This is a genomic window from Eikenella sp. NML120348 (assembly GCF_001648435.1).
GTDB lineage: Bacteria > Pseudomonadota > Gammaproteobacteria > Burkholderiales > Neisseriaceae > Eikenella > Eikenella exigua.
This window is the reverse complement of sequence record NZ_LXSP01000002.1, coordinates 228,984-253,058: the sequence shown is the minus strand read 5'-3', so window position 1 is coordinate 253,058 and position 24,075 is coordinate 228,984. Positions and strand designations below refer to the sequence as shown.

At 52.9% G+C, this 24,075-nt stretch carries 19 protein-coding genes; 5 read left to right on the top strand and 14 right to left on the bottom strand.

Annotated elements, in window-relative coordinates; genetic code table 11:
• Positions 1-58 precede the first annotated feature (58 nt).
• A complete protein-coding gene (locus A7P99_RS09995) occupies positions 59-217 on the bottom strand; it encodes a hypothetical protein (protein WP_153705527.1) in 159 nt (52 codons plus the stop codon).
• 644 nt (positions 218-861) lie between these two features.
• Between A7P99_RS09995 and A7P99_RS04500 the strand changes: the two genes are divergently transcribed.
• Both A7P99_RS04500 and trkA read left to right on the top strand, forming a co-directional pair.
• Positions 862-1,587 (top strand): helix-turn-helix domain-containing protein, encoded by a 726-nt coding sequence (locus A7P99_RS04500; protein ID WP_082880726.1) that lies wholly within the window; start codon positions 862-864, stop codon positions 1,585-1,587.
• A gap of 82 nt (positions 1,588-1,669) precedes the next feature.
• Positions 1,670-3,079, top strand: a complete 1,410-nt coding sequence (gene trkA / locus A7P99_RS04495; RefSeq protein WP_067448788.1) for a Trk system potassium transporter TrkA — start codon at positions 1,670-1,672, stop codon at positions 3,077-3,079.
• 134 nt (positions 3,080-3,213) lie between these two features.
• Here the strand turns inward: trkA and dnaK are convergent, their stop codons facing one another.
• Positions 3,214-5,145: a molecular chaperone DnaK gene (gene dnaK / locus A7P99_RS04490; RefSeq protein WP_067448790.1), complete on the bottom strand. Its 1,932-nt coding sequence runs from the start codon at positions 5,143-5,145 to the stop codon at positions 3,214-3,216.
• Positions 5,146-5,550: 405 nt separating this feature from the next.
• Here dnaK and A7P99_RS04485 point away from each other — a divergent pair, with 405 nt between their 5' ends.
• Entirely contained in the window at positions 5,551-6,306 is a 756-nt protein-coding gene (locus A7P99_RS04485; RefSeq protein WP_067448792.1) for a glutathione peroxidase, read from the top strand.
• A gap of 178 nt (positions 6,307-6,484) precedes the next feature.
• A complete protein-coding gene (locus A7P99_RS04480) occupies positions 6,485-7,882 on the top strand; it encodes a dihydrolipoyl dehydrogenase (protein WP_067448794.1) in 1,398 nt (465 codons plus the stop codon).
• A 656-nt stretch (positions 7,883-8,538) separates the two neighbouring features.
• On the opposite strand, the gene A7P99_RS04475 is transcribed toward A7P99_RS04480, so the two are convergent.
• From A7P99_RS04475 to waaC, 6 genes are all read right to left on the bottom strand, one after another.
• Positions 8,539-9,738: an acetate kinase gene (locus tag A7P99_RS04475; protein WP_067686638.1), complete on the bottom strand. Its 1,200-nt coding sequence runs from the start codon at positions 9,736-9,738 to the stop codon at positions 8,539-8,541.
• A gap of 392 nt (positions 9,739-10,130) precedes the next feature.
• Positions 10,131-11,396, bottom strand: coding sequence for a phosphoribosylamine--glycine ligase (gene purD / locus A7P99_RS04470; protein WP_067448798.1), 1,266 nt, complete (start codon positions 11,394-11,396; stop codon positions 10,131-10,133).
• A 66-nt stretch (positions 11,397-11,462) separates the two neighbouring features.
• Entirely contained in the window at positions 11,463-12,101 is a 639-nt protein-coding gene (locus A7P99_RS04465; RefSeq protein ID WP_067448800.1) for a YigZ family protein, read from the bottom strand.
• 113 nt (positions 12,102-12,214) lie between these two features.
• Positions 12,215-13,150 (bottom strand): electron transfer flavoprotein subunit alpha/FixB family protein, encoded by a 936-nt coding sequence (locus tag A7P99_RS04460; RefSeq protein ID WP_067439984.1) that lies wholly within the window; start codon positions 13,148-13,150, stop codon positions 12,215-12,217.
• Positions 13,151-13,160: 10 nt separating this feature from the next.
• Complete coding sequence (locus tag A7P99_RS04455) at positions 13,161-13,910, bottom strand: electron transfer flavoprotein subunit beta/FixA family protein (protein WP_067448802.1); 750 nt, start codon at positions 13,908-13,910, stop codon at positions 13,161-13,163.
• 119 nt (positions 13,911-14,029) lie between these two features.
• Positions 14,030-15,019, bottom strand: a complete 990-nt coding sequence (gene waaC, locus A7P99_RS04450; protein WP_067448804.1) for a lipopolysaccharide heptosyltransferase I — start codon at positions 15,017-15,019, stop codon at positions 14,030-14,032.
• Positions 15,020-15,317: 298 nt separating this feature from the next.
• Between waaC and lpxC the strand changes: the two genes are divergently transcribed.
• Complete coding sequence (gene lpxC, locus A7P99_RS04445; RefSeq protein ID WP_067686636.1) at positions 15,318-16,235, top strand: UDP-3-O-acyl-N-acetylglucosamine deacetylase; 918 nt, start codon at positions 15,318-15,320, stop codon at positions 16,233-16,235.
• A gap of 202 nt (positions 16,236-16,437) precedes the next feature.
• On the opposite strand, the gene gnd is transcribed toward lpxC, so the two are convergent.
• The 6 genes from gnd to fabA form a co-directional block, all read right to left on the bottom strand.
• Complete coding sequence (gnd, locus tag A7P99_RS04440) at positions 16,438-17,904, bottom strand: decarboxylating NADP(+)-dependent phosphogluconate dehydrogenase (protein ID WP_067686633.1); 1,467 nt, start codon at positions 17,902-17,904, stop codon at positions 16,438-16,440.
• A 322-nt stretch (positions 17,905-18,226) separates the two neighbouring features.
• Positions 18,227-20,095, bottom strand: coding sequence for a ribonuclease catalytic domain-containing protein (locus A7P99_RS04435; protein ID WP_067686632.1), 1,869 nt, complete (start codon positions 20,093-20,095; stop codon positions 18,227-18,229).
• Positions 20,096-20,247: 152 nt separating this feature from the next.
• Positions 20,248-21,045, bottom strand: a complete 798-nt coding sequence (locus A7P99_RS04430) for a phosphatidate cytidylyltransferase (RefSeq protein WP_067448810.1) — start codon at positions 21,043-21,045, stop codon at positions 20,248-20,250.
• 184 nt (positions 21,046-21,229) lie between these two features.
• Positions 21,230-21,676, bottom strand: coding sequence for a homoprotocatechuate degradation operon regulator HpaR (hpaR, locus tag A7P99_RS04425; RefSeq protein WP_067439963.1), 447 nt, complete (start codon positions 21,674-21,676; stop codon positions 21,230-21,232).
• A 481-nt stretch (positions 21,677-22,157) separates the two neighbouring features.
• Positions 22,158-23,369, bottom strand: coding sequence for a beta-ketoacyl-ACP synthase I (gene fabB, locus A7P99_RS04420; protein WP_067448812.1), 1,212 nt, complete (start codon positions 23,367-23,369; stop codon positions 22,158-22,160).
• Between the two features lie 93 nt (positions 23,370-23,462).
• Entirely contained in the window at positions 23,463-23,987 is a 525-nt protein-coding gene (gene fabA / locus A7P99_RS04415; protein ID WP_067439957.1) for a 3-hydroxyacyl-[acyl-carrier-protein] dehydratase FabA, read from the bottom strand.
• Between the last annotated feature and the right edge of the window lie 88 nt (positions 23,988-24,075).

The following is a 24,075-nucleotide window of genomic DNA, read 5'->3' as shown; positions in this document are numbered from 1 at the left end:
TTGCGTTGGCTCACCTTAGATTCAACAAAATTAAAACAATGTCTTGGCGCAACCAAGGTTAAGTTTCTGTGAAGAAAAAAATGGCTAACACGATTTGCGAATATTTGGCGGCGGTATCGCGGGAGTGCAGATGGTGATTGAACATCATGGCGATGTTGCAGATGAGGAAATGGTCTTTTGGGGTAACGCTCAGGCTGGTTTCATTTAGCTCAACCAAGCCTTCGGCGGCAAAGTACTGGGACAGAGGGCTGTCGACATTCGGCGGAGCAGCAAGTCATTTTCGTTGAGCAAGTAGCCTCGGAAGAAGGAGCATGCAACCTTCACGCAAGATTATAGAGGGTTCGTCTTTAGGTTTGGCAAAGTGGTGTGTCCACACCGATAAAAATGTAGTTTTCACTGGCCAGTGCTGCACAATTTGCTGGAACATGTCTAGCTTGGTGTTGCTATCGGGCACGATGTTGGTGTCAATGCGGCATTGGAGGCAGATGGTGTCGCAGAAGGGAATGTGGATTAATAGAGCGAGAGGAGGCCAGGGGAGACTTTGCACGGCTCGGATGTAGTATTGGCAGTGAAGCTGTTGTAGAAGTGGTCAGCGGTGGAGATAGGGATGTAGTATGAATCATTGGCGGGTAGGGGGGCGATAAGCTAGCGGCCGAAGATAATTTCTTGAGTGTGGTCGGTAAGTATGGTTGTATTTATGTTGCTGTTACTATTTGATAAATATGCAGTATAGGTTTTGTTTGTGAAATCGGGTAAAATGCCAGTGTTCGGCAATTTGCCCCAAATATTGCAAGGTGGCAAGTATAAACGATAATTGCCGCCGCTTTATAGGCTCTTCTTGCTTAGAAAGTTAGCACACACATGAAAGCCATGCCCCACTCCACAACTTGCTCGCGGTGCGTTTTTAAAGAACTATGCCAGCCCAATGCCGCGATTGCGGTGGCGGTAGAGCGCGTTGATGCGGTTATCAAACGCAGCCGTCGCCTGAAAAAAGGTGATTTCCTGTTCCGTAATGGTGACGGGTTCGATTCGCTGTTTGTGGTACGCACCGGTTTCCTGAAAACGGTTATAGCCAACCAAGACGGGCGGGATCAAGTTACTGGTTTTTTTATGTCGGGCGAACTGGTGGGCATGGACGGCATCTGTAACCAAATACACTACTGCGATACGGTGGCGCTGGAAGATACGGAAGTGTGCGAGTTGCCCTATGCTAATATGGAAGAGCTGTGCGCGGCGGTACCCGAATTGCAGCTACATTTCTACCGCCTGTTCAGCCAAGAAATCGTACGTGACCAAAATGTGATGCTGCTTTTGGGCAATATGCGTGCCGAAGAGCGGCTGGCGGCATTTTTGCTGAATTTGTCACAACGATTGAAAAAACGTGGCCTATCGGCCAACGATTTTATTTTACGTATGTCGCGCGAGGAAATCGGCAGCTATTTGGGGCTGAAGCTGGAAACAGTGAGCCGAACACTCTCCAAATTCAGCCAAGAAGGGCTGATTGAAGTGGAATACAAACACATCCGCTTGCTCAAACCTGAGCAGCTCAAGCAACTAGTTTCCGGCATTCAGCCCGCTATGGTTTAAAGCGGCCTCTCGCATTTACCTTTATTTCCTAACCCTTTGGCAGGCTATCTGAAACTTTGGCCGCCAAGTCTAATCTTCCAATATGAAAATCCTCATCTTAGGTAGCGGCCAAGTAGGCACTGCCGTAGCACAGAATCTGGTGGAAATCCCCAACCACGACGTTACCATCATCGACAACGATCCCGAAGCCCTGCACAACATCGGCAGTAAGCTCGATGTGCAAACCCTGCTGGGCAACGGCTCCTCACCAGCCATGATGGCCGAAGGCGGCGCCTACGACACTGATCTGTTGCTTGCCCTCACCCGCCACGATGAAACCAATCTAGCCGCCTGCAAACTGGCTTCCAGCCTGTTCAACATTCCTAACCGCATCGCCCGCGTGCGCCTTTCCGATTATTTGGAATTCACCGGCTGCGATGTCGAAGAAGATAACGCTGGCCGCAGCACGCTCGATTTATTCGGTGTGAGCGAATCCATCTGCCCCGAACAGCTGGTTACCGAGCGGCTGGCCGATTTGCTCTGCCACCCCAGCGCCCTGCAGGTGCTCACCTTTGCCGAAGACAAAGTGCGCATGCTCGTGGTACGCGCACAAAGCGGCGGGCGGCTTTTGGGGCAGCCCATCCACACCATCCACGAACACCTGCCCGAAGACACCGACTGCCAAATCTGCGCCATCTACCGCAACAACAAGCTGATTATGCCCACGCCGCAAACCGTAATTCAGCCGGGCGACGAAGTATTCGTGGCCGCCGCCACTTCTCAAGTGACCGAAGTATTGCGCGAATTACGCCCGCAGCAGCAGCCCACGCGGCGTGTGATGATCGCCGGCGGCGGCCAAATCGGCTTCCGCCTCAGCCGCCAGCTGGAAGACTGCTTCGATGTGAAAATCATCGAAATCAACGAAAAACGTGCCGAATGGCTTTCTGAAAACCTCAACAGCACTCTCGTGCTGCACGGTTCTGCCGCAGACGAAAGCCTGCTTGAAGGCGAATACATCGACGAAATCGATGTGTTCTGCGCACTCACCAACGATGACGAAAACAACATCATGGCCGGTATGCTGGCCAAAAGCCTCGGTGCCAAACGCGTTATCGCCATCGTAAACCGCTCCAGCTACGTGGATTTGCTGCAAGGTAACACCATCGACATCGCCGTGTCGCCCCACTTGGTGACCATCGGTTCAATTTTGGCGCATATCCGGCGCGGCGACGTGGAAGCTGTACACCCCCTGCGCGGCGGCAATTCCGAAGCCATCGAAATCGTGGCACACGGCGACAAAGATACCTCCAAGCTGGTCGGCCGCCGCGTGAGCGCCGTGCGCTGGCCCAACGGTTGCCACGTTGCCGCCGTGGTGCGCGGTGAAGAAGTATTTATGGGACATCAAGACGTGCAACTGGCCGACGGCGACCACATCATCCTGTTTGTGGCTCGCCGCCGCGTGGTGAGCGAATTGGAGAAACTGATTCAAGTGCGCATGGGTTTCTTTGGCTAGCGACAACGGCCTGGATTTACAAAAAGGCTACCTGAAAAATTTAGCTTCGCAGAAGCTTTGCTGTGCTGCGTTTTAACTGCATTGAAGCTTCGCTTTCAGGTAGCCTTTTCATCATTCGCTAAAGCGGACAATACTTATTTGTCATCTTTCACTTCTTCAAACTCGGCATCTACCACATCATCGCCTTTTTTCGGCTGCTCGCTGTCGGCAGACTGGCCGGCTTGGGTTTCCTGAGCCTGCTTCTGGGCATCGGCGTACAGCATTTCGCCCAGTTTCTGGCTGGCTTTGCCCAGCTCTTCGGCTTTGGCATCGATAGCGGCTTTGTCGTCGCCTTTCACGGCTTCTTCGGCTTCTTTCAGCGCGGCTTCGATTTTTTCTTTCTCGGCTGCGTCGAGTTTGTCGCCGTAGTCGGCCAGTGATTTTTTCACGGAGTGAATCAAGGCTTCGGCCTGGTTGCGGCTCTGCACCAGTTCGTGCAGTTTTTTATCCTCTTCGGCATTGGCTTCGGCGTCTTTCACCATGCGTTCGATTTCTTCCTCGCTCAAGCCGGAAGAACCTTGGATGGTGATGTTGGCAGCTTTGCCGGTGCCTTTGTCTTTGGCAGACACGTGCAGGATGCCGTTGGCGTCGATATCGAAGGCAACTTCAATCTGCGGCATGCCACGCGGAGCGGGGGCAATATCGCCGAGGTTGAATTGGCCGAGTGATTTGTTGGCAGAAGCGCGTTCGCGTTCGCCCTGCAACACATGGATGGTTACGGCGCTCTGGTTGTCTTCGGCGGTGGAGAACACTTGCGAAGCCTTGGTGGGGATAGTGGTGTTTTTGTTGATGAGTTTGGTCATCACACCGCCCATGGTTTCGATGCCCAAAGACAGCGGGGTAACGTCGAGCAGCAATACGTCGCTGCGGCCGCCGCCCAACACTTCGCCCTGAATGGCGGCACCCAAAGCCACGGCTTCATCGGGGTTCACGTCTTTGCGCGGCTCTTTGCCAAAGAATTCTTTCACGGTTTCCTGAACTTTAGGCATACGGCTCTGGCCGCCCACCAAAATTACGTCGTCGATGTCGTTCACGCTCAGGCCGGCATCTTTGATAGCGGTGCGGCAGGGCACGATAGAACGCTCGATCAGGTCTTCCACCAGGCTTTCAAACTTGGCGCGGGTAATCTTCATGGCCAAGTGTTTGGGACCGGTGGCGTCCATGGTGATGTAGGGTAGGTTCACTTCGGTCTGCTGGCCGCTGGAAAGCTCGATTTTGGCTTTTTCGGCGGCTTCTTTCAGGCGCTGTAAGGCCATCACATCGGTTTTCAGGTCGATGCCTTGGTCTTTCTTGAACTCGGAAATGATGTAGTCGATCAGGCGTTGATCGAAGTCTTCACCACCAAGGAAGGTGTCTCCATTGGTGGAGAGTACCTCAAACTGTTTTTCGCCGTCCAAATCGGCAATTTCGATGATGGAAATATCGAAGGTGCCGCCGCCCAAGTCGTATACGGCGATTTTGCGGTCGCCTTTGGCGCCTTTGTCCATACCGAAAGCCAGTGCAGCTGCGGTGGGCTCGTTGATGATGCGTTTCACATCCAAACCGGCGATGCGGCCTGCGTCTTTAGTGGCTTGGCGTTGGCTGTCGTTGAAATAAGCCGGCACGGTAATCACTGCTTCGGTTACTTTTTCGCCCAAATAGGCTTCGGCGGCTTCTTTCATTTTACGCAGCACTTCGGCGGAAATTTGCGGCGGAGAAAGCTCTTTGCCTTGTGCTTCCACCCAAGCGTCGCCGTTTTTGGCTTTCACGATTTTGAAAGGCATCAGGTCGATGTCTTTCTGCACTTCTTTATCTTCAAATTTGTGGCCGATCAGGCGTTTTACCGCGTAGATGGTATTTTTTGCGTTGGTAACGGCCTGGCGTTTGGCCGGCGCGCCCACGAGGATTTCGCCGCCGTCCAGATAGGCGATAACGGAGGGAGTGGTGCGTGCGCCTTCGGCGTTTTCGATTACTTTAGTCTGGCCGTTTTCAGAAATGGCCAGGCAGGAATTGGTGGTACCCAAATCGATACCGATAACTTTTGCCATAATGGATTGCTCCTTAGAGATTAGTAGAATTCAGACAGCGCCTTGCTGGCGCTTTAACTTGCCCAGTAAATGGGTTTGGCCGTTTTTTTTTCAAGGGAAAAGGCTATTTTCATTTTAATATATTGATTTTTATTAGATAAAATAGTTTCAGGTAGCCTTGGGCAACAAATTTCTGCCTAGCCTATTGAATTTCTGCCGCCAGCCCTAATAAAAACAAATGTTGTTTCCCGTATATACGCACCGACAAGGTGCACGCGAGCTATTTATAGATCAAAGCAATTCATATTATTTGAACTATAAATTATACAAATCGCCTGGCGGCGGCTAGAATGCCGCCCTGTCGATACACCGTATCTCGCAAATTCATCCGCATTATTTCTGACACCCTGATATAAGGAGCTCTATATGTCTATCAACATCAAATCCCGCGACCAATTGGTTGGTCAGCAAGTTCCGAACGTAACCTTCCACACCCGCGTGGCTGATTCTTGGAAAGATGTCACCACCGACGAATTGTTCAAAGGCAAAAAAGTAGTGGTATTCGCCCTGCCCGGCGCGTTCACCCCCACCTGCTCTTCCAGCCACCTGCCGCGCTACAACGAGCTGGCTCCTGCATTTAAAGAAAACGGTATCGACGACATCCTGTGCGTATCCGTAAACGACACCTTCGTAATGAACGCTTGGGCTGCCGACGAAGAAGCCCACAACATCACCATGATCCCGGACGGCAACGGCGAATTCACCCGCGGCATGGGCATGGAAGTGAGCGATGAAGACATCGGTTTCGGCAAACGCTCTTGGCGCTACTCCATGCTGGTGGACGACGGCAAAATCGTGGAAGCCTTCATCGAGCCGATCAAAGAAGGCGACCCCTTTGAAGTTTCCGATGCCGACACCATGCTGAAATTCGTGGCTCCGAACTGGAAACCGCAAGAATCCATCGCCATCTTCACCAAACCCGGCTGTCCCTTCTGCGCCAAAGCCAAAGCCGCTTTGAAAGAAAAAGGCCTGGCTTACGAAGAAATCGTGTTGGGCAAAGACGCCAGCATCGTTTCCGTACGTGCCATTACCGGCAAAGTAACCGCCCCGCAAGTGTTCATCGGCGGCAAATACATCGGCGGCAGCGAAGACTTGGACGCATACTTGGCCAAACGCGCCTAATTTTCCAGCTATCCAGTTGCCAATACAGTAGATAGCTTTGCGAGCCGCCCGAACAGGGCGGCTCTTTTCCCAAGACCTTTCAGGTAGCCTGTTACCCCGCAGCAGCCGATATTTTCAGGTAGCCTTTTGTCAGCCATACAGGCTACCTGAAAGGTCTTCCCACATAAGGAAAGCAGACATGAAACACCTTACTGCAGACGTCGTCGTTATCGGCGGCGGCACCGCCGGCATGGGCGCCTTCCGCAATGCCCGCCTCTACACCGGAAACGTTTATCTCATCGAAAGCCACGTTTTCGGCACCACCTGCGCCCGCGTCGGCTGCATGCCCTCCAAGCTCTTGATTGCCGCCGCAGAAGCCCGCCACCACGCCCTGCACACCGATCCCTTCGGCGTGCATCTGGATAAATCCAGCATCAGCGTAAACGGCGAAGAAGTGATGAGCCGCGTCAAATCCGAGCGCGACCGCTTCGTCGGCTTCGTGCTGGAAGACGTAGAAGCCTGGTCTGCCGAGCGCCGCATCATAGGGCAGGCTAAATTCATCGACGACCACACCGTGCAAATCGACGACCACACCCAAATTCGCGCCGAACGCATCGTAATCGCCACTGGCTCCCGCCCCATCGTACTGCCGCAATGGCAGGCACTGGGCGACCGTCTCGTCATCAATGATGACGTATTCTCATGGGATACCCTGCCCGAGAGCGTGGCCGTATTCGGTACCGGCGTGATCGGCCTCGAGCTTGGCCAAGCCTTGAGCCGCCTCGGCGTACGCGTGGAAATGTTCGGCTTGGGCGGCCTCATCGGCGGTATTTCCGACCCTGTGGTGCTGGAAGATGCCAGAGCCATCTTCGGCCAGGAAATTCCGCTCCACCTCAACGCCCAAACCGAAACCCGGCTCAACGATAAAGGCCAAGTAGAAGTGGCATGGACGCAAGACGGCGAAAGCGGCGTATTCACCGCCGACTGCTTGCTCGCCGCCATCGGTCGCCGCCCCAATGTGGACAACATCGGGCTGGAAAACCTCAATATCAAGAAAGACGCACGCGGCGTGCCCGTGGCCAACCCGCGCACCATGCAAACCAGCATCCCGCACATTTTTATTGCCGGCGACGCTTCCAACCAACTGCCCCTGCTACACGAAGCTTCCGACCAAGGCAAAATCGCCGGTGAAAACGCCGGCCGCTATCCCGATGTGCGGGACGGCCTGCGCCGCAGCATGATCGGCGTGGTGTTCTCCAACCCGCAGATCATCAGCGTAGGCGCGCGCTTTGCCCAGCTGGAAAAAGAATACGGCAGCAAACTGGTGGCCGGCCAAGTATCCTTCCGCAACCAAGGCCGCAGCCGCGTGATGCTGGTAAACCAAGGCAGCCTGCGTGTGTATGCCGACCGCGAAACCGGCCGCTTCCTCGGCGCCGAAGGCATCGGCCCCGCGCTAGAACACATCGCCCACCTCCTCGCCTGGGCGCATCAGCAGCACATGACCGTGCCGCAAATGCTCGACATGCCCTTCTACCACCCTGTAATCGAAGAAGGCCTGCGCACCGCCCTGCGCGACGTAGCCGCCAAACTGGCCTAAAGGCTACAGAAAAACATTTTCAGGTAGCCTACCTAGTAACGTGAGGCTACCTGAAAAGGGAATTTGAATCATTTGGGTGTTGGATAATTCATATAGGTTAAGTTAGATTGAAATTCATAACCCAATCTTACGCTAAATAACTTAATCTTATACAACGCTATTCAATTCTCTTAAATCTTTCGCCTGTATCACGAAGAATCATTTCTCCAGTAGTTTGGTCAATAGCAAATTCAGTATTTCATTTACTATCAGTGTGTTATTCAGCAATTTGCCCTCTAGTGTATGAGCATCTAAAGGATTATTCCCCTATGATTTAACAACTAAAGGCATCTTCATTTTGTTTAATTTCATATTGATAGTTATTTAATTGGGATCTGCTACTTTCCCACAAACTCTGCCCCCGGCTTGTTACCACAACCGGCCAGCAGTAAGGTCAGTTCCAATACCAATACGGAAAACAGTTTTTCATCGCTTACTCCCCTCATCCAAAAACTATCGGTCAAATTGAGCTGCCCGCCTCGTTCACCACTCGCGCCGCTGTGCAGCATATGCGAGCAAGAGAAGACGGTAGCACACATATGGCAAGGTAAAGGCTACCTGAAACCGTTTGTCTTCAGTTTCAGGTAGCCTTTACCTTGCTTCAACAGTGATTTGGTTTATTCGATGCTGGCTAGATGGGCGGTATCTTGGGCAATCATCAACTCTTCATTGGTGGGGATAACCATGACTAGCGAGGTGCTGCCGGCTTGACTAATGATACCATCTTCGCCGAACCGGGCGGCAAGATTTGCTTTCTCATCTATGGTGAGTCCAAGGAAGCCCAGGTAGCCGATGGTTTTACTGCGGATGGTGCTGGAATTTTCGCCGATACCACCAGTGAAAACGAGTGCGTCCAGGCCGCCTGCAGCTACACTCATGGAGGCAACGTATTTAGCCAAACGGTAGGAAAATACTTCCAACGCGAGCTTGGCGCCTTCGTGGCCTTTGCTGGCAGCTTCTTCTATTTCGCGACAGTCGTTGGAAAGCTCAGAAATGCCAAGCAGGCCGCTTTGTTTATGCAGCAAGTCGGTGATCTGCTCAATATTCAGGCCGACGTTGTTGTGTAGAAATGGGAACACGTTGGCATCGATATCACCGCTGCGGGTGCCCATCACTAGGCCTTCAAGCGGGGTGAGTCCCATGCTGGTATCGCAGCATTTACCGCTATTGGAAGCAGCAATAGAAGCACCGTTACCAAGGTGGGCAATCACGAGGCGCAGGCCTTCTTCGCTACGGCCTAGCAAGCGGGCAGCTTCGATGGCCACGAAGCGATAGCTGGTACCGTGGGCTCCGTAGCGGCGCAAGCCGTATTGGCGATAAAGCTCGCGCGGCACGGCATAAGTGTAGGCGTACTCGGGCATAGATTGGTGGAAGGCAGTATCAAACACAACAGCATGCGGCACGTGACTGAAAATACTCATGGCAGCACGGATACCGAGCAGGTTGGCAGGATTGTGTAGCGGAGCAAGCATGATGCACTCTTCAATGCCTTTAATTACTTCATTGTTAATCAGGCAAGATTCTTTGAAGCGTTCACCACCGTGTACCACGCGGTGACCGACTGCGCCAATGCGTTTGTCAAGCTTACGTGCTTCCAATTCACTCATCAAGGCCTCAACAGCGCCGGTGTGATCGGGCTTCCCAGCGAGGCTTACGGTACGTTTTTCACCGTTTGCTTTAAAAATAATGCGCGCGTCGGACAGGTGGAGTTTTTCGGCCAGGCAGCTCAGCAGAACTTCGCCGTTGGTGCTGTCTAATACGGCACCTTTAACAGAGGAGCTGCCACAGTTTAATACCAGAATCAGTTTATCAGACATGATGTCCCTTTATATGTAAATTACACAAAAACGGCGGCTGCCCCGCCGGCTGCTTGTTTTTTCTTGCGAATACAATGAAATTGCTAAGAAAACCAGCGGCTATTATAACAAAACTACTCTATCTTCTCCATGCCTGCAGCCAATCTTGTACGGGCAGGGTATAAACTATGCCTTCAGGTAGCCTTCAGATATTGGCAGGCTACCTGAAACTCGCCGCGCACAGCTTAATTCACCTATCTAACAAAAACGTGATTCCAGTTGGAACCACGTTTTTGTTTAAATATTTAGTCGTTTCAAATAGGCATGAAACAAGGCGACGAGCCGTAGACAGTACAAATAGTACAGCAAGGCGAAACAACAACAGCTGTATCATGCCTTGGGGCGATTATATCTCAGCGCAAAGCCTTATCGGCAATATCATGGCGATACTGCATGCCGGGAAAATTAATCTCGGACACGGCTTGGTAGGCCTGCTGCTTGGCGGCCGCCAAATTATCGCCCAAGCCTACCACACACAAGACACGACCGCCGTTGGTAACGGTGTAGCCAGCCTCTGTGGCTGTACCGGCATGGAAAACTTTGCTAATGCGGTTAGCCGCTTCGATGCCTTCAATGATGCCACCTTTGCTGGAGCGTTCGGGATAGCCTGCGGAAGCCAGCACCACGCCCACGGCGCTTTGCGCTTTCCATTCGGCTTTAACCGTATCCAGTTTCCGATCCAACGCAGCTTGGATCAAATCCACCAAATCACTGTCCAAACGGCTCATAATCGGCTGGGTTTCCGGGTCGCCGAAACGGCAGTTGAATTCCACGGTATAAGGCGCACCATCGGCGTCAATCATCAGGCCGGCATAGAGAAATCCCGTGAATTCACGTCCTTCCTCGCACATACCGCGCACGGTGGGCAGGATGATTCCTTCCATGGCACGCTGATACACCTCGGGCGTAACGATGGGCGCGGGGCTGTATGCACCCATGCCACCGGTATTCAGGCCAAGGTCGCCGTTGAGCAGGCGTTTATGGTCTTGGCTGGTGGCCATCGGCAGCACGTTTTCGCCATCTACCATCACGATAAAGCTGGCTTCTTCACCCTGTAAAAAATCTTCAATCACCACGCGTGCACCGGCATCGCCCATTTTATTGTCGAGCAGCATTTGGTCGATGGCTTGATGTGCCTGTTCTTCGGTTTGCGCCACCACCACGCCTTTGCCGGCGGCCAAGCCGTCTGCCTTAATCACAATCGGCGCGCCTTTGGCAGCCACATAATCATGGGCGGCAGCCGCATCGGCAAAGGTTTGATATTGCGCGGTGGGGATGCCGTGCCGCGCCATAAAGGCCTTGGCGAAATCTTTGGAGCTTTCCAGCTGGGCGGCGGCGCGGGTGGGACCGAACGCTGGCAGACCGGCGGCGCGGAAATCATCCACTATGCCGGCTGCTAGCGGCGCTTCGGGGCCGACTACAGTGAAGGCAATCTGCTCACGGCGGCAGAAATCAATCAGTTCCTGATGCGTTTTCAAAGGCAAGTTTTGCAGCTTGGGTTCTTGCGCGGTACCGGCATTGCCGGGTGCGACAAACACAGTTTGCACTTTGGGCGACTGCGCCAGCTTCCACGCCAGCGCGTGTTCACGCCCGCCGCTGCCGATAACGAGTAATTTCATGAAGTTATCCTTTTCAAATAAGATTTCGTTGGCTATAAAGGCTACCTGAAAATTAGAAACAGATTTTCAGGTAGCCTCTCCGTTTTCTTGTGCGTCTTCCAAAATTTCCACTGCCCGCATTTTCTGCCAGGCATCCAGGCAGGCGGCATAATTAGCTAGCGGCACGGCGCAATGCAGGCGGCAATCCAGTTGCAAATCCTGCTGCAACACTTCCACGCCGTGCTGTTTGGCCAGCCGCAAAACCTCGCTCAAATGCGGGTAATCGCAGCGCAGGGTTACCCGTTTTTCAATATTTTTTTCCACCTGCGCGGTTTGCTGCAAGGCTATTTGGGTGGCGGTTTTGTAGGCATGAATCAGGCCGGGCACGCCCAGCAGCGTGCCGCCGAAATAACGCACCACCACTACCAAAACATCGGTCAGCCCGGCCGAATCAATCTGGCCCAAAATCGGCCGGCCGGCGCTGCCGGAAGGCTCGCCATCGTCGTTGGCGCGAAACCGCAGGCCGTCTGTGCCTAAACGATAGGCATAGCACCAATGCCGCGCCTTGTGGTGTTCCTGCCGTAATGCGTCCACATGGTTTTTCACTTCTGCCGCCGTGCGCACGGGATAGGCAAAGGCGATAAAGCGGCTGCCTTTGTCTTTAAACTCGGCCTGGCCGGGTTCGGCCAAGGTGCGGTAGGTGCAGTGAATATCAGAAGTTGACATAGCAATGGTGGTATCAGGAAATAAGCTGATTATATAAGAAACAGGCTACCTGAAAACAATCTGCTTTCAGGTAGCCTGCTGTGTTTCACGTGAAACACGAACGCATGAAACGCTTAATTACTCAATGCCGCAGTCAGCTCCGGCACGGCTTCAAACAGGTCGGCCACCAAGCCGTAGTCGGCAATATTGAAAATAGCCGCTTCCGGATCTTTGTTGATGGCCACAATCACCTTGCTGTCCTGCATACCGGCGGTGTGCTGGATGGCACCAGAAATACCGATAGCAATATACAGCTCTGGTGCCACCACTTTGCCGGTTTGGCCTACTTGGTAATCATTGGGCGCATAATCCGCGTCTACCGCTGCTCGTGAAGCGCCGATGGCAGCACCAAGTTTATCAGCCAGAGGCAGCAACAACTCATTAAACTGTTCCACACTACCCAAGGCGCGCCCACCGGAAACCACCACTCTGGCCTGCGTAAGCTCCGGGCGGTCGGATTTCACCAATTCGCGACTAATGAAACGGCTCAAACCCTGAGCCGGAGCGGCCTCTACCTGCACCACTTCGGCCTGACCGCCGCTGGCGGCAGCTTCGGCAAAGGCAGTGGTTCGGAAGGTAAGCACCAAAGTTTCCGCATCACTGGAAACGGTGGCGAAGGCGTTACCAGCATAAATCGGGCGCACAAAAGTTTTGCCGTCTACGATTTCGGTTAAATCGGAAACCTGTGGGCAATCCAAGAGGGCGGCCATGCGCGGCAGCAAGTTTTTGCCAAAGGTGCTGGCAGCAGCGGTAATGTAGCGGTAGCCCGCTGCCAATTTCACTACTAAAGGTGCAAGCTCTTCAGCCAAGCCACCTGCATAATGTTCGGCATCAGCCAGTAATACTTTGGCCACTCCGGCCACTTGTTTAGCCTGCTCGGCCACCGCTGCCGCGCCGCTACCGGCCACCAATACATGCACTTCACCCAGCTTGCTGCCGGCAGTAACGGCATGCCGCGTGGCGGCGGCCAAATGTTGGTTGTCGTGTTCGGCAATAATCAATACAGTCATGGCATTATCCTCAAATTACTTTGGCTTCGTTTTTCAATTTGGCCACCAGTTCGGCCACGCTTTGCACCTTCACACCGCCGCTGCGCGGTTTGGGCTCGGCCACTTTCTGCTGCTGCAATTTAGGCGCAATGTCCACGCCCAATTCTTCCACCGCAAGCTTTTCCAGCGGTTTTTTCTTGGCCTGCATGATATTGGGCAGTTTCACATAGCGCGGTTCGTTCAAACGCAAATCGGCGCTAACCACTGCCGGCAGCTTCAGGGCCACGGTTTCCAAACCGCCATCCACTTCGCGCACCACGGTTACTTCGTTTTCGCCCAGTTCCACCTTGCTGGCAAACGTGCCCTGTGGCGCATTAAGCAAGGCAGCCAGCATTTGCGCGGTTTGGTTGGCATCATCATCAATCGCCTGTTTACCCAGCAAAATCAGCTGCGGCTGCTCGCGCTCGGCGATTTTGCGCAACAGCTTGGCTACAGCCAAAGGCTCCAAATAATCATCGGTTTGCACATGAATCGCGCAATCACCGCCCATAGCCAGCGCGGTACGCAGCGTTTCTTCGCACTGCTTCACACCCAGCGATACGACTACGATTTCGCTAATCTTCCCGGCCTCTTTCAGGCGCACCGCCTCTTCCATGGCAATTTCGTCAAACGGGTTCATCGACATTTTCACATTGCCGATGTCCACATCCGAACCGTCGGCCTTCACCCGCACTTTCACGTTATAATCCACCACCCGCTTTACGGCAACCAGTGCTTTCATGAAATTTCCTTTTCCTTCTCTCTATTTAGTGATTCACTTATCCGGCAAAACGGGCTGATTGTGCCGATTTGGCGGGAATAATGCAAGTATGGCTAAAACCCAGCCATAAACTTCTGAGGCTACCTGAAAATCTTCCGGCTGTCTTGATAAACCTGCTCAAGCAGAAGCAAACGTTCCAACACTTCCTCCGGCCGTGGCAGGCAACCTATGCCACCCATATTCTCTGCCCAAGCTGAGGGCTGCACGCCGGTTTTTGCCGGATCGCTGTCGGTATAAATGCCGATCAGCGGCTTATCCAGCGCATTGGCCAAATGCAGCAGGCCGGTATCCACGCCGATAACGCTGCGCGCGCCGCGCAACACATAGGCCGCCTGCAGCAGGTCAAGCTTTTCTTCCGGCACCTGCGCCGCCTCTATCTGATCCGCCAACGTCAATGCGCGCTGCCGTTCCGCATCGCTGCCCCACGGCAGCCACACCACTGCACCATCTACTGCATGCAGCCGATTCAACAATTCCACCCAATATTCGTCCGGCCACAATTTGCTCTCACGGCTGGTGGCGTGCAAAGCCACACGGTAGTTTTCAGGTAGCCCCTGCACCGCCGCATCTTCCGGCACACGCACGCCGAAATCCGCCGTGCCGTCAAACCGATAACCGAACACTTGGGCAAACAGCTCGCGGTTGCGCCACACTGCATCACGCCCTTTGGCTACCTGAAAACCTTGCGCATAAAACGCCGCCGACCAGCCCTCGCGCGCGCTGTGTTTGTCCAAACCTTTCACCGGCACACCCGCTTGGCGGGCAAACCATGCGCTTTTTATCAAGCCTTGGCTGTCGAGCACGAAATCATAGCCGCCATCAACCAACTCCTGCTTCAGTGCACGCATCTGCTGCCACGTATCCGCTGCAAACAGCCGTTTGCGCCACTGCCGCCAACGCATCGGAATCACCTTGGCCACAAACGGATGCAATCGCGCAATATCAGCAAATCCGACTTCAGCCAGCCAATGCAGCTCCACCTGCGGGCAACGCCGGGCCAAATCCTGCACTGCCGGCAGGGTGTGGATAAGATCGCCCATGCTGGAGAGGCGCACCAGTAAAATCTTCATCGGAGGGAAAGCCTGTGGTTGAAACGGGTGGAATTATAGTGGATTAAAATAAAAATGATACCAGGCGGCGAGCCACAGACAGTACAGGGAATACGTCAAGGCGAGCCAACGCCGTAGCATTGTGATTTTAAGCCACTATACAAGATGAAGCTTGGCAAGTAGGCTGTATTCCGTTTTCAGGTAGCCTTTTCCCTTGGAGCTACCTGAAAATAAACCATAGCCAAATTTAATCAGAAAGACAGGCAAACATATTTCCCGTATGATGGCAGCTGCTTTATGCAGATTTTTCGGAGTTTTTATGAAACAACGCACCCTAGCCCAATCCGTTCAAGCCACTGGCGTTGGCCTGCATTCCGGTGAGCGGGTTTTGCTCACCCTGCATCCGGCTGCCGAAAACAGCGGCATCGTATTCCGCCGCACCGATTTGGCCGGCGAACAGAGTCGCCCGATTAAGCTCGTGCCCGAACTGATCAACGACACCCGCCTCTCCTCCACCATTGTTACTGAAGACGGCGTACGGGTGGGCACGATTGAGCATTTAATGTCGGCACTGGCCGCCTACGGCATCGATAATGTGTTGATTGAATTGAATGCGCCGGAAATCCCGATTATGGACGGCTCCAGCCTGCCTTTTTTGTATCTGCTGCAAGATGCGGGCATTGTGGATCAAAAAGCCGAAAAACGCTTCCTACGTATTTTGAAGCCGGTAGAAGTACAAGAGCCGGGCAAATGGGTGCACTTCACCCCGTATGACGGCTTTAAAGTCAGCCTCACCATCAATTTTGACCACCCCGTTTTCAACCGCAGCAACCCCACCTTTGAAATCGATTTTGCCGGTGCGTCGTATGTGGAAGAAATTGCCCGCGCCCGCACCTTCGGCTTCATGCAGGAAGTGGAAATGATGCGCGCACACGGCCTGGGTTTGGGCGGTAATCTAAGTAATGCCGTGGTAATCGATGACAACGACGTGCTCAATCCCGAAGGCCTGCGCTACCCCGACGAATTCGTGCGCCACAAAATCCTCGATGCCGTGGGCGATTTATATGTCATCGGCGCGCCAATAATCGGCGCATTCAAAGGCCACAAATCCGGCCACGCCATCAATAACGCCCTCTTACGCGCCATTCTCGCCGACCCGGAAAGCTACGAATGGGCCACTTTCCCGCACAACCAAAACCTGCCCGCCGCTTTCCATGCCCTGCCGGCTGCGGCGTAAACCGGCAAGCAGATATAGTGAATTAACAAAAATCAGGACAAGGCGACGAGCCGCAGACAGTACAAATAGTACGGCAAGGCGAGCCAACGCTGTACTGGTTTTTGTTAATTCACTATAAAAGGCTACCTGAAAACCAGCAAACAGTTTTCAGGTAGCCTTTAATTTTGGAGTGCCGCTAAGCTACACCAGCTTTCAGGTAGCCTCAAACATTGTAGGCGGTGGAAGCCGTGTCGCCGCCGGTGCCTGTCCAGTTGGTGTGGAAAAACTCGCCTTCCGGCCGATCGATGCGCTCATAGGTGTGGGCGCCGAAGTAGTCACGCTGTGCCTGCAACAGGTTGGCGGGCAAGCGGCCGCAGGTGTAGCTGTCGAGGAAGGAGAGGGCGGATACGGTGCAGGGCATCGGCAAACCGTGCTGCATCGCGGCCGCAGTCACTTTGCGCCAGCCCGGCAAGGCTTGCTGCAACAGGTTTTTGAAATAGGCATCACTGCCAAGGAACACCAAATCCGGATTGGCGGCGTAGGCATCGCAGATGTTGCCTAAAAACGCGCTGCGGATGATGCAGCCTTCTCGCCACAACAAAGCGGTATTCCCGTAATCCAAATTCCAGCCGTAATGCTCGCTGGCCTGACGCATCAGCATAAAGCCTTGGGCATAAGAAATAACTTTGGAAGCCAGCAATGCTTGGCGTAAAGCAGCCAGCCATTCTTCCCGCTTGCCGGCCACCGGCTCGATTTTATGCCCGAAAGCCGTTTCGGCTTGTACCCGTTGGGTTTTTAGAGCGGAAATACAGCGGGCAAATACTGCTTCGGTAATCAGCGTGAGCGGCGTGCCCAAATCCAAAGCATTGATACCGGTCCATTTTCCGGTGCCTTTCTGGCCGGCGCGGTCAAGGATTTTTTCTACCAGCGGCGTGCCGTCTGCATCGTTTGTGCCCAAAATATCGGCAGTGATTTGAACCAGATAGCTGTTGAGCTCGGTCTTGTTCCATTCTGCAAAAACAGCCTGCATTTCGGCATGGCTCATACCCAGGCCGTCTTTCATAAACTGGTAGGTTTCACAAATAAGCTGCATATCGCCGTATTCGATGCCGTTGTGCACCATTTTCACAAAATGGCCGGCACCGTTTTTACCCACCCAGTGGCAACATACCTCGCCACCGGCCGTTTTGGCGGCTACTGCCTGCAGAATCGGCTTTACTGCCGACCAGGCTTCCGGATTGCCGCCAGGCATGATAGACGACCCATGGCGCGCGCCTTCTTCACCGCCGGAAATGCCGGTGCCGATAAATAAAATACCTTGTGCGGCCAACTCGGCGGTACGCCGTTCGGTATCGGGATAATGGGCATTGCCGCCATCGATGATGATGTCACCCTTATCCAAGAGCGGAACCAGCTGCGCAATCAACTCGTCTACCGCCCGCCCGGCCTGCACCATCAGCATCACCTTACGCGGCCGCTTTAATTGGCCGATTAATTCTTCCAAGCTGTAGGCGCCGATAATTTTTGTGCCTTTGGCCGGGCCGTTAAGGAATTGCTCGGTTTTGGCTGCCGTGCGGTTGTAAGCGCTCACCTGGAAGCCGTGACCGTTCATGTTCAGAGTCAGATTTTGCCCCATAACGGCCAGGCCGATAACGGCAATATCGCTTTTATTGTGAAGAGAGTTTTGCATGATATTTTTGGATTATGAAGTTTGAGATTTAGTACGGGGTTAGGTTGAACTGAGTTGGTTTTCTTTAATCTAATTTTTCTAATTTTTGTTGTTTATATTGAAGCAGCATAAGAATAGTGGATTATCCAGAAAATTCATTAAAACCATTTAAATAGGCTAATTAAACCCTGTTGCTTGCTTGTAGTTCAACTGTGGATTGTTGTGGAATAGTGGCTGGGTTAATCGCCTGTTTGTGGATAAATCGATTATTTGCCTGCTTTATCCGCAGAGAATAGTGGAAATAAGCCCTTGTTGTGTTGAACCAGTACCTTATCATTGTTATTTAGGTAGCTGGTTCAGGCGGCAATACATTCAAATATTTCAAAGACAATAGCTGCTGCTCGGCATCCAACTGAGTAATGGTTAGTTTCATGCGGGTTTTAGGCTGAATATCAATCGGTATACCGTGCACACGGTTGACCAGTGGCAAACCATCAATACGCACCAGATCTTCTTTCAGCAATACGGCGGTCAGCTCGCGGCATTGTTCTTGTTCCAGATATATTAAGCTCCAGTAAGCCTCCATTTGGCGTTGGAAGTCGGCATAGGCAGTATAGGTTGCGTCGAAGTCGCGTAGGGCGGCAAACAGGTTGCTGTCGTTTTTTTGGAAACGCGGTGATAGTTTGGAATCGATCAAACTAAGCAGCTGAAGCTGGTTAATGCAGTCGGCAGCGCGGCGTAATGGGGAGGTAAACCAGCCGTAATGCGCCACACCCATGCCGATGTGTGGTTCGGATTGGGTGCTCATGCGTACTTTGCCGCTGATTTGTACGCGGAATAAACCGGGTAGGTCGTTTTCATCCAGCATTTGTGCCCAGGTGCTGTTGGCTAGAATCATCATTTCAGATACTAGCGTATCGATGGGTGAACCGCGCTCGCGGCGGCTGATGCGCACGCTGCCGTCGGGATTGAATTCGATGCCGTAATCGTATTGCGGAGCGCGGTTTTCTTCGTAGCGGTCACGCTGTTTTTGGCGTTCGACGGCGAAGCGGTACAGCCAGCGCAGCTGCGGTTGGCAGGGGAATTGTATGGGCTCGTTCTCGGAGAGGCCGGTGTCGGCATTGAAGTGTGGCTCGATGTCTTGAATGCGCAGGTTATGCTTGATGGTTAGATTTTCGAGGCGGGTTTGCGGTGTGGAGGCTACCTGAAAATCGGCATCTACTTCTACATACAGGCTCAATACCGGCCGTTTGCCTTCGTCTAGGCTGAAGGTTTTAATCCAGTTATCCGGCAACATGGTGATTTTGCCGTCTGGATAATAAGCGGTGCTTTGCCTTTGTTTAATAAGGGTTTCAATCGGGCTGTTTTCGGCAATGGCCAGCGTGGGTACGGCGATGTGAATACCGACACGTTTGCTGCCGTTGGGCAAATCCTGCACCGATAAGGCATCGTCGATTTCGCTGGTTTCGGCATCATCAATGGAGAATGCGGGCAAATCGGCGGTATCTGGCAATTCAAGGATAGCAGGCACGGCGATTTCCGGTGCTGCAGTGCCTTGCGGGAAGTGTTTGCAGCAGAAGCCATCAAGCAGGTATTGCGGCAATGAGTTGACACCGCCGGTTTGCCGAGCCAGCTGATAGGCGGAAATTTTCAGTTCGGCAGCGGCTTTGGTGAAAGCTTTGTAGGTGAGTGATTGTTTGTCTGGGTTGTGCAGGATGGTGCGTAAATTGGCGGCGATTTCGGCAGGTAGGCGGCCTTGTGCTAATTCTTCCGCCCAAGCGGCTATTTGTGCGTCTTGCTGTTTTTTGCGCTCGATGGCGGCCAGTGCCTGCTTCAGGGTGTCTTCCGGTGCCGCTTTAAATACGCCTTTGCCTTTTTTATAGAAATACATTGGTGCGGCATAGAGAGCAATCAGGGTAGCGGCCAGTTCGTGCTGGCTTGGGGTATGGCCGAAGTAGTCGGCGGCGATGTTTTGGGCGGTGAATTCGTCTTCGCCGCAAAATTTCCACAACAAGTCGGTATCAATTTGTGCGGCTTCGGCCTGGGCGCGTTCGAGGAAAGCGTCCATCGGCTCGGTGAATTCCACGAAAACGTTGTTGGCTTTGATTTTGGCGCGTTTGCCATGCTGGGTGGTGGCCTGATAGGTGCTATCGTTTTTCTGCACCACGGCGGCTACTTTGAATTGGCCGCTTTCTTCGTAGAATATATTCATTTAAAAGGGGAAACCGCTTTGTCGGGTTGAAATATTGAGGGGGCGGATTTTAGCATAGAAACAGGCAGTTTCTCAGGAAGGCTACCTGAAGGCGAAGTGTGAACGTAGTTAAGTTTCCGCAAAGCCAACACTTTTCAGGTAGCCTTTTCTATTCAGCCAAACAACATGCCGATGGCGGCATATACGCTCAACACGGCTATCAGCGAATCCACACGGTCAAACACGCCACCGTGGCCGGGAAGCAGGTTGCTGCTGTCTTTCACGCCGGCAGCACGTTTAAACCAGCTCTCCAGAAGGTCGCCGCCGATGCCTACGAAGGTAAGTACAGTGGCAGTGAGCATGATGCCGAGCCAGGATATATTGAAGCCAAACCAGCCGGCAGCGCGCGCCAATGAGGTGTACACCAGCATGCATAACAGCCCGCCAAACACGCCTTCCCAACTTTTGCCGGGGCTGATGGTGGGTGCTAGTTTGTGTTTGCCCCATAGCCGACCGAATACATAGGCAAACACATCGGCAATCCACACTAGCATCATCACGGCCAAGAGATGGAGCGCGGATTGGCTGTTGGGGCGCAGTTCCAACAGGGCAAACCAGAAAGGCAGCATCAGCAGCCAGCCGGCGGCCATGCCTTTCCAATCGGCCTGCAAACGCCATTTGAAACGCAGCCAAGCAGGCATGCCGAGCAACCAGAAGGCGAGTACGATTGCCCACGCCGCTGCAGGCAGCTGCCAACCGCCGCTCCATGCCAGCGTCATAAACAGCGCGGTGCCGGCCAAATAGGGCCGCTGCACTTGTTCCGGCATACTGCACAGCTGGCTGTATTCCCACAGAGCGAGCAGAGCAATCAAGCCGGAAAACAGTGCCCACAGCCCGCTGTTGGCGATAAATAGCATACCGAGCATCATTGGTAGTAAAACCAAGGCGGTGAGGATTCGTTGTTTGAGCATGGTTGGGTTCTTTCAGGTAGCCTTTGGCATATTTGTTTTGCTGCAGGATTATAAGCGAAACTGCTGTACATATAGCTAAGAAGTAAGCCAACGTAGTAGGAAGTGAAGGGCTTTAGTCATAGAAAAGGCTACCTGAAAAACCGGATAAAGGTTTCAGGTAGCCTTTACGTAATGCGGCAAGGCCTTACATCCGTGCCATAGTGGCTACATGGATAGCAGCTATTTGGTTTAGCAATTCGTGCAACTGTTCCAGGTTTTCTTTGGAAAGCTGGGTTTCGATGTCGTCGTAGCAGGCATCGATTTTACCGACGAAGTTGTTGAAGGTACGCTCGCCTTCTTCGGTGAGTTTGAGGTAAACACGGCGGTGGTCATTGGCCGGGCGCAGACGCACCACCAGTTTCATTTTTTCCAGGCGGGTGAGAATGCCGGTGAGGCTGGGGCGCAGGATGCAGGCGCTGCGGGCTAAGTCTTGGAAATCCATCGTACCGTTTTCAGCCAAGAGGCGCAGGATACGCCATTGCTGGTCGGTGAGGCCGATTTCGTTGAGTAGTGGGCGAAAATGTGTCATCAATGCTTCGCGTGCCTGTATCAGCGCAATATTTAGCGAAGAATATTTGGAATGTTTGATCATTGTGGTCTCCCTTGGTTTAAATGAAGTAATGAAATAGTCGGAAACTTTTTCGTGTGGTTTTTATAATTAATTCTCTATTAACAATCAGAGTATTGTTTTAGTTTATTATATAACTCAATCCAATAGTTATAGTGTGCGGATAATTGATTTTCTTGATTAAAGTCAAAATATTGGATACAACCAGTCAAGTTATCTGTTCAATAAGGCGCGTATTGCCTACAAAATTAAAATAAATACATCATCATGGTGTATTTTAAAGAGCTATCGTTACTAAGATAATAGTGGGCTGGGTAATTATCAAGGCTATCTGAAAAAAATTGGCAGAAACTTTACAAACGATGTTGTATGTTTTGCCTCATTATTAGGTGAACAGAATCAGATGAACAGATATTGTATGCTGAAGTTGCCGTTTTTTATGCCAGAAAAACCCATATAAAAACAGCCGAACCAGTTTAGGGTTCGGCTGTTTTTAAGTAGGCCTCTACATGCAGCTGAAAATCAGGGTGGCATTAGTGCCGCCGAAGCCGAAGCTATTCGACATTACGGCGTTAAGCTTTTTGCCGATGTTTTCGCGTACAATCGGCAAATTGGCGGCTTTTTCGTCCAAATTTAGAACATTGGCACTGGCGCATACGAAATCGTTAAGCATCATCAGGATAGAGTAAATTGCCTCATTGGAGCCGGCAGCGCCCAACGCATGGCCGGAAAGGGATTTGGTGGAGCTGATGAGCGGCACTTTTTTGCCTTCAAAGGTTTCGCGGATGGCGCCGAGTTCTTTGGTGTCGCCCACCGGGGTGGACGTGCCGTGGGCATTGATGTAGTCCACGCTGCCGCCGTGCTGGGCGAGTGCCATCTGCATGCAGCGCACCGCGCCTTCACCGGACGGCTGCACCATGTCGTGGCCGTCGGAAGTGGCACCATAGCCGGTGAGTTCACACAAAATATTGGCACCGCGCGCTTTGGCGTGCTCGTATTCTTCCATCACCAAAATGCTGCCGCCGCCGGAAATCACGAAGCCGTCGCGGTCGGCATCGTAGGCACGGCTGGCTTGTTCGGGCGTATCGTTGTATTTGCTCGATAATGCGCCCATGGCGTCAAACAGGGAACTCATCTGCCACGATACTTCTTCGCCGCCGCCAGCAAACACGATGTCTTGTTTGCCAAGCTGAATCAGTTCGGCGGCGTGGCCGATACAGTGGGCGGAAGTGGAGCAGGCAGAACTGATGGAATAGTTCACACCTTTGATTTTAAACGGGGTAGCCAAGCAGGCGGCCACAGTGGAGGCCATGGTTTTGGTTACGCCGTAGGGGCCGATGCGCTTCACGCCGCTTTCGCGCAAGGTATCGGCTGCTTCCACTTGCGAGGCGGAAGAGGCACCGCCGCTGCCGGCCACGATGCCGGTGCGTACGTTTGATACCTGTTCTTCAGTGAGCCCGGCGTGGGCGATGGCTTCTTTCATGGCGATATAGGCATAGGCGGCAGCGTTGCCCATAAAGCGCAGGATTTTGCGGTCGATGTGCTCTTTGGTATCGATATTGATGTTGCCGGCTACGTGTGAGCGCAAGCCCATTTCGCGGTAGCTTTCATCAAAAGCGATACCGGATTTGAGCTGGCGCAGCGATTCGAGCACTTCGCGGCAGTTGTTGCCCAAGCTGGACACGATGCCGATACCGGTTACGACTACTCGTTTCATAATAATGAACTCCGTTAGGAAAGTAGGCTACCTGAAAAGTAAACGCAGAAGCTTTTGTTGAATTAAAGCCGGCGTTTTCAGGTAGCCCGTTGGCTAGAAATCGTCTGTGCTGGTAAACAAACCTACGCGCAGGCCGTTTCCTTCGTAAATCTTATGGCCGTCCACGCTCATTTCCGCATCGGCAATGCCCAACACCAGCTTGCTGTTCATCACACGTTTCATGTGGATGTGGTAAGTGATTTTCTTGTGCTTGGGCAATACTTGGCCGGTGAATTTCACTTCGGCGCAGCCCAAGGCGCGGCCGCGGCCAGGCGCACCCGTCCAGCCCAGGAAGAAGCCCACTAATTGCCACATGGCGTCCAAACCCAAGCAGCCGGGCATTACCGGATCGCCGATGAAGTGGCAGCCGAAGAACCACAAATCGGGGTGGATATCCAATTCGGCGATGATTTCGCCCTTGCCGTATTTGCCGCCGGTGCTGTTGATTTCAACAATGCGGTCGATCATCAACATATTGGGCACCGGCAGCTGCGCGTTGCCCGCACCGAAAAGTTCGCCGCGGCCGCAGGCCAAGAGTTCTTCTTTGGAGTAGCTGTTTTGTGGAACGAAATTGCTCATGGTGATCCTTAATGCTGCCAAAGGCAGCTTGATATAGTGGGAGAAGAACCAGAATTGTTGGTTAGCGAAGCGCTTACGGCACAATTTA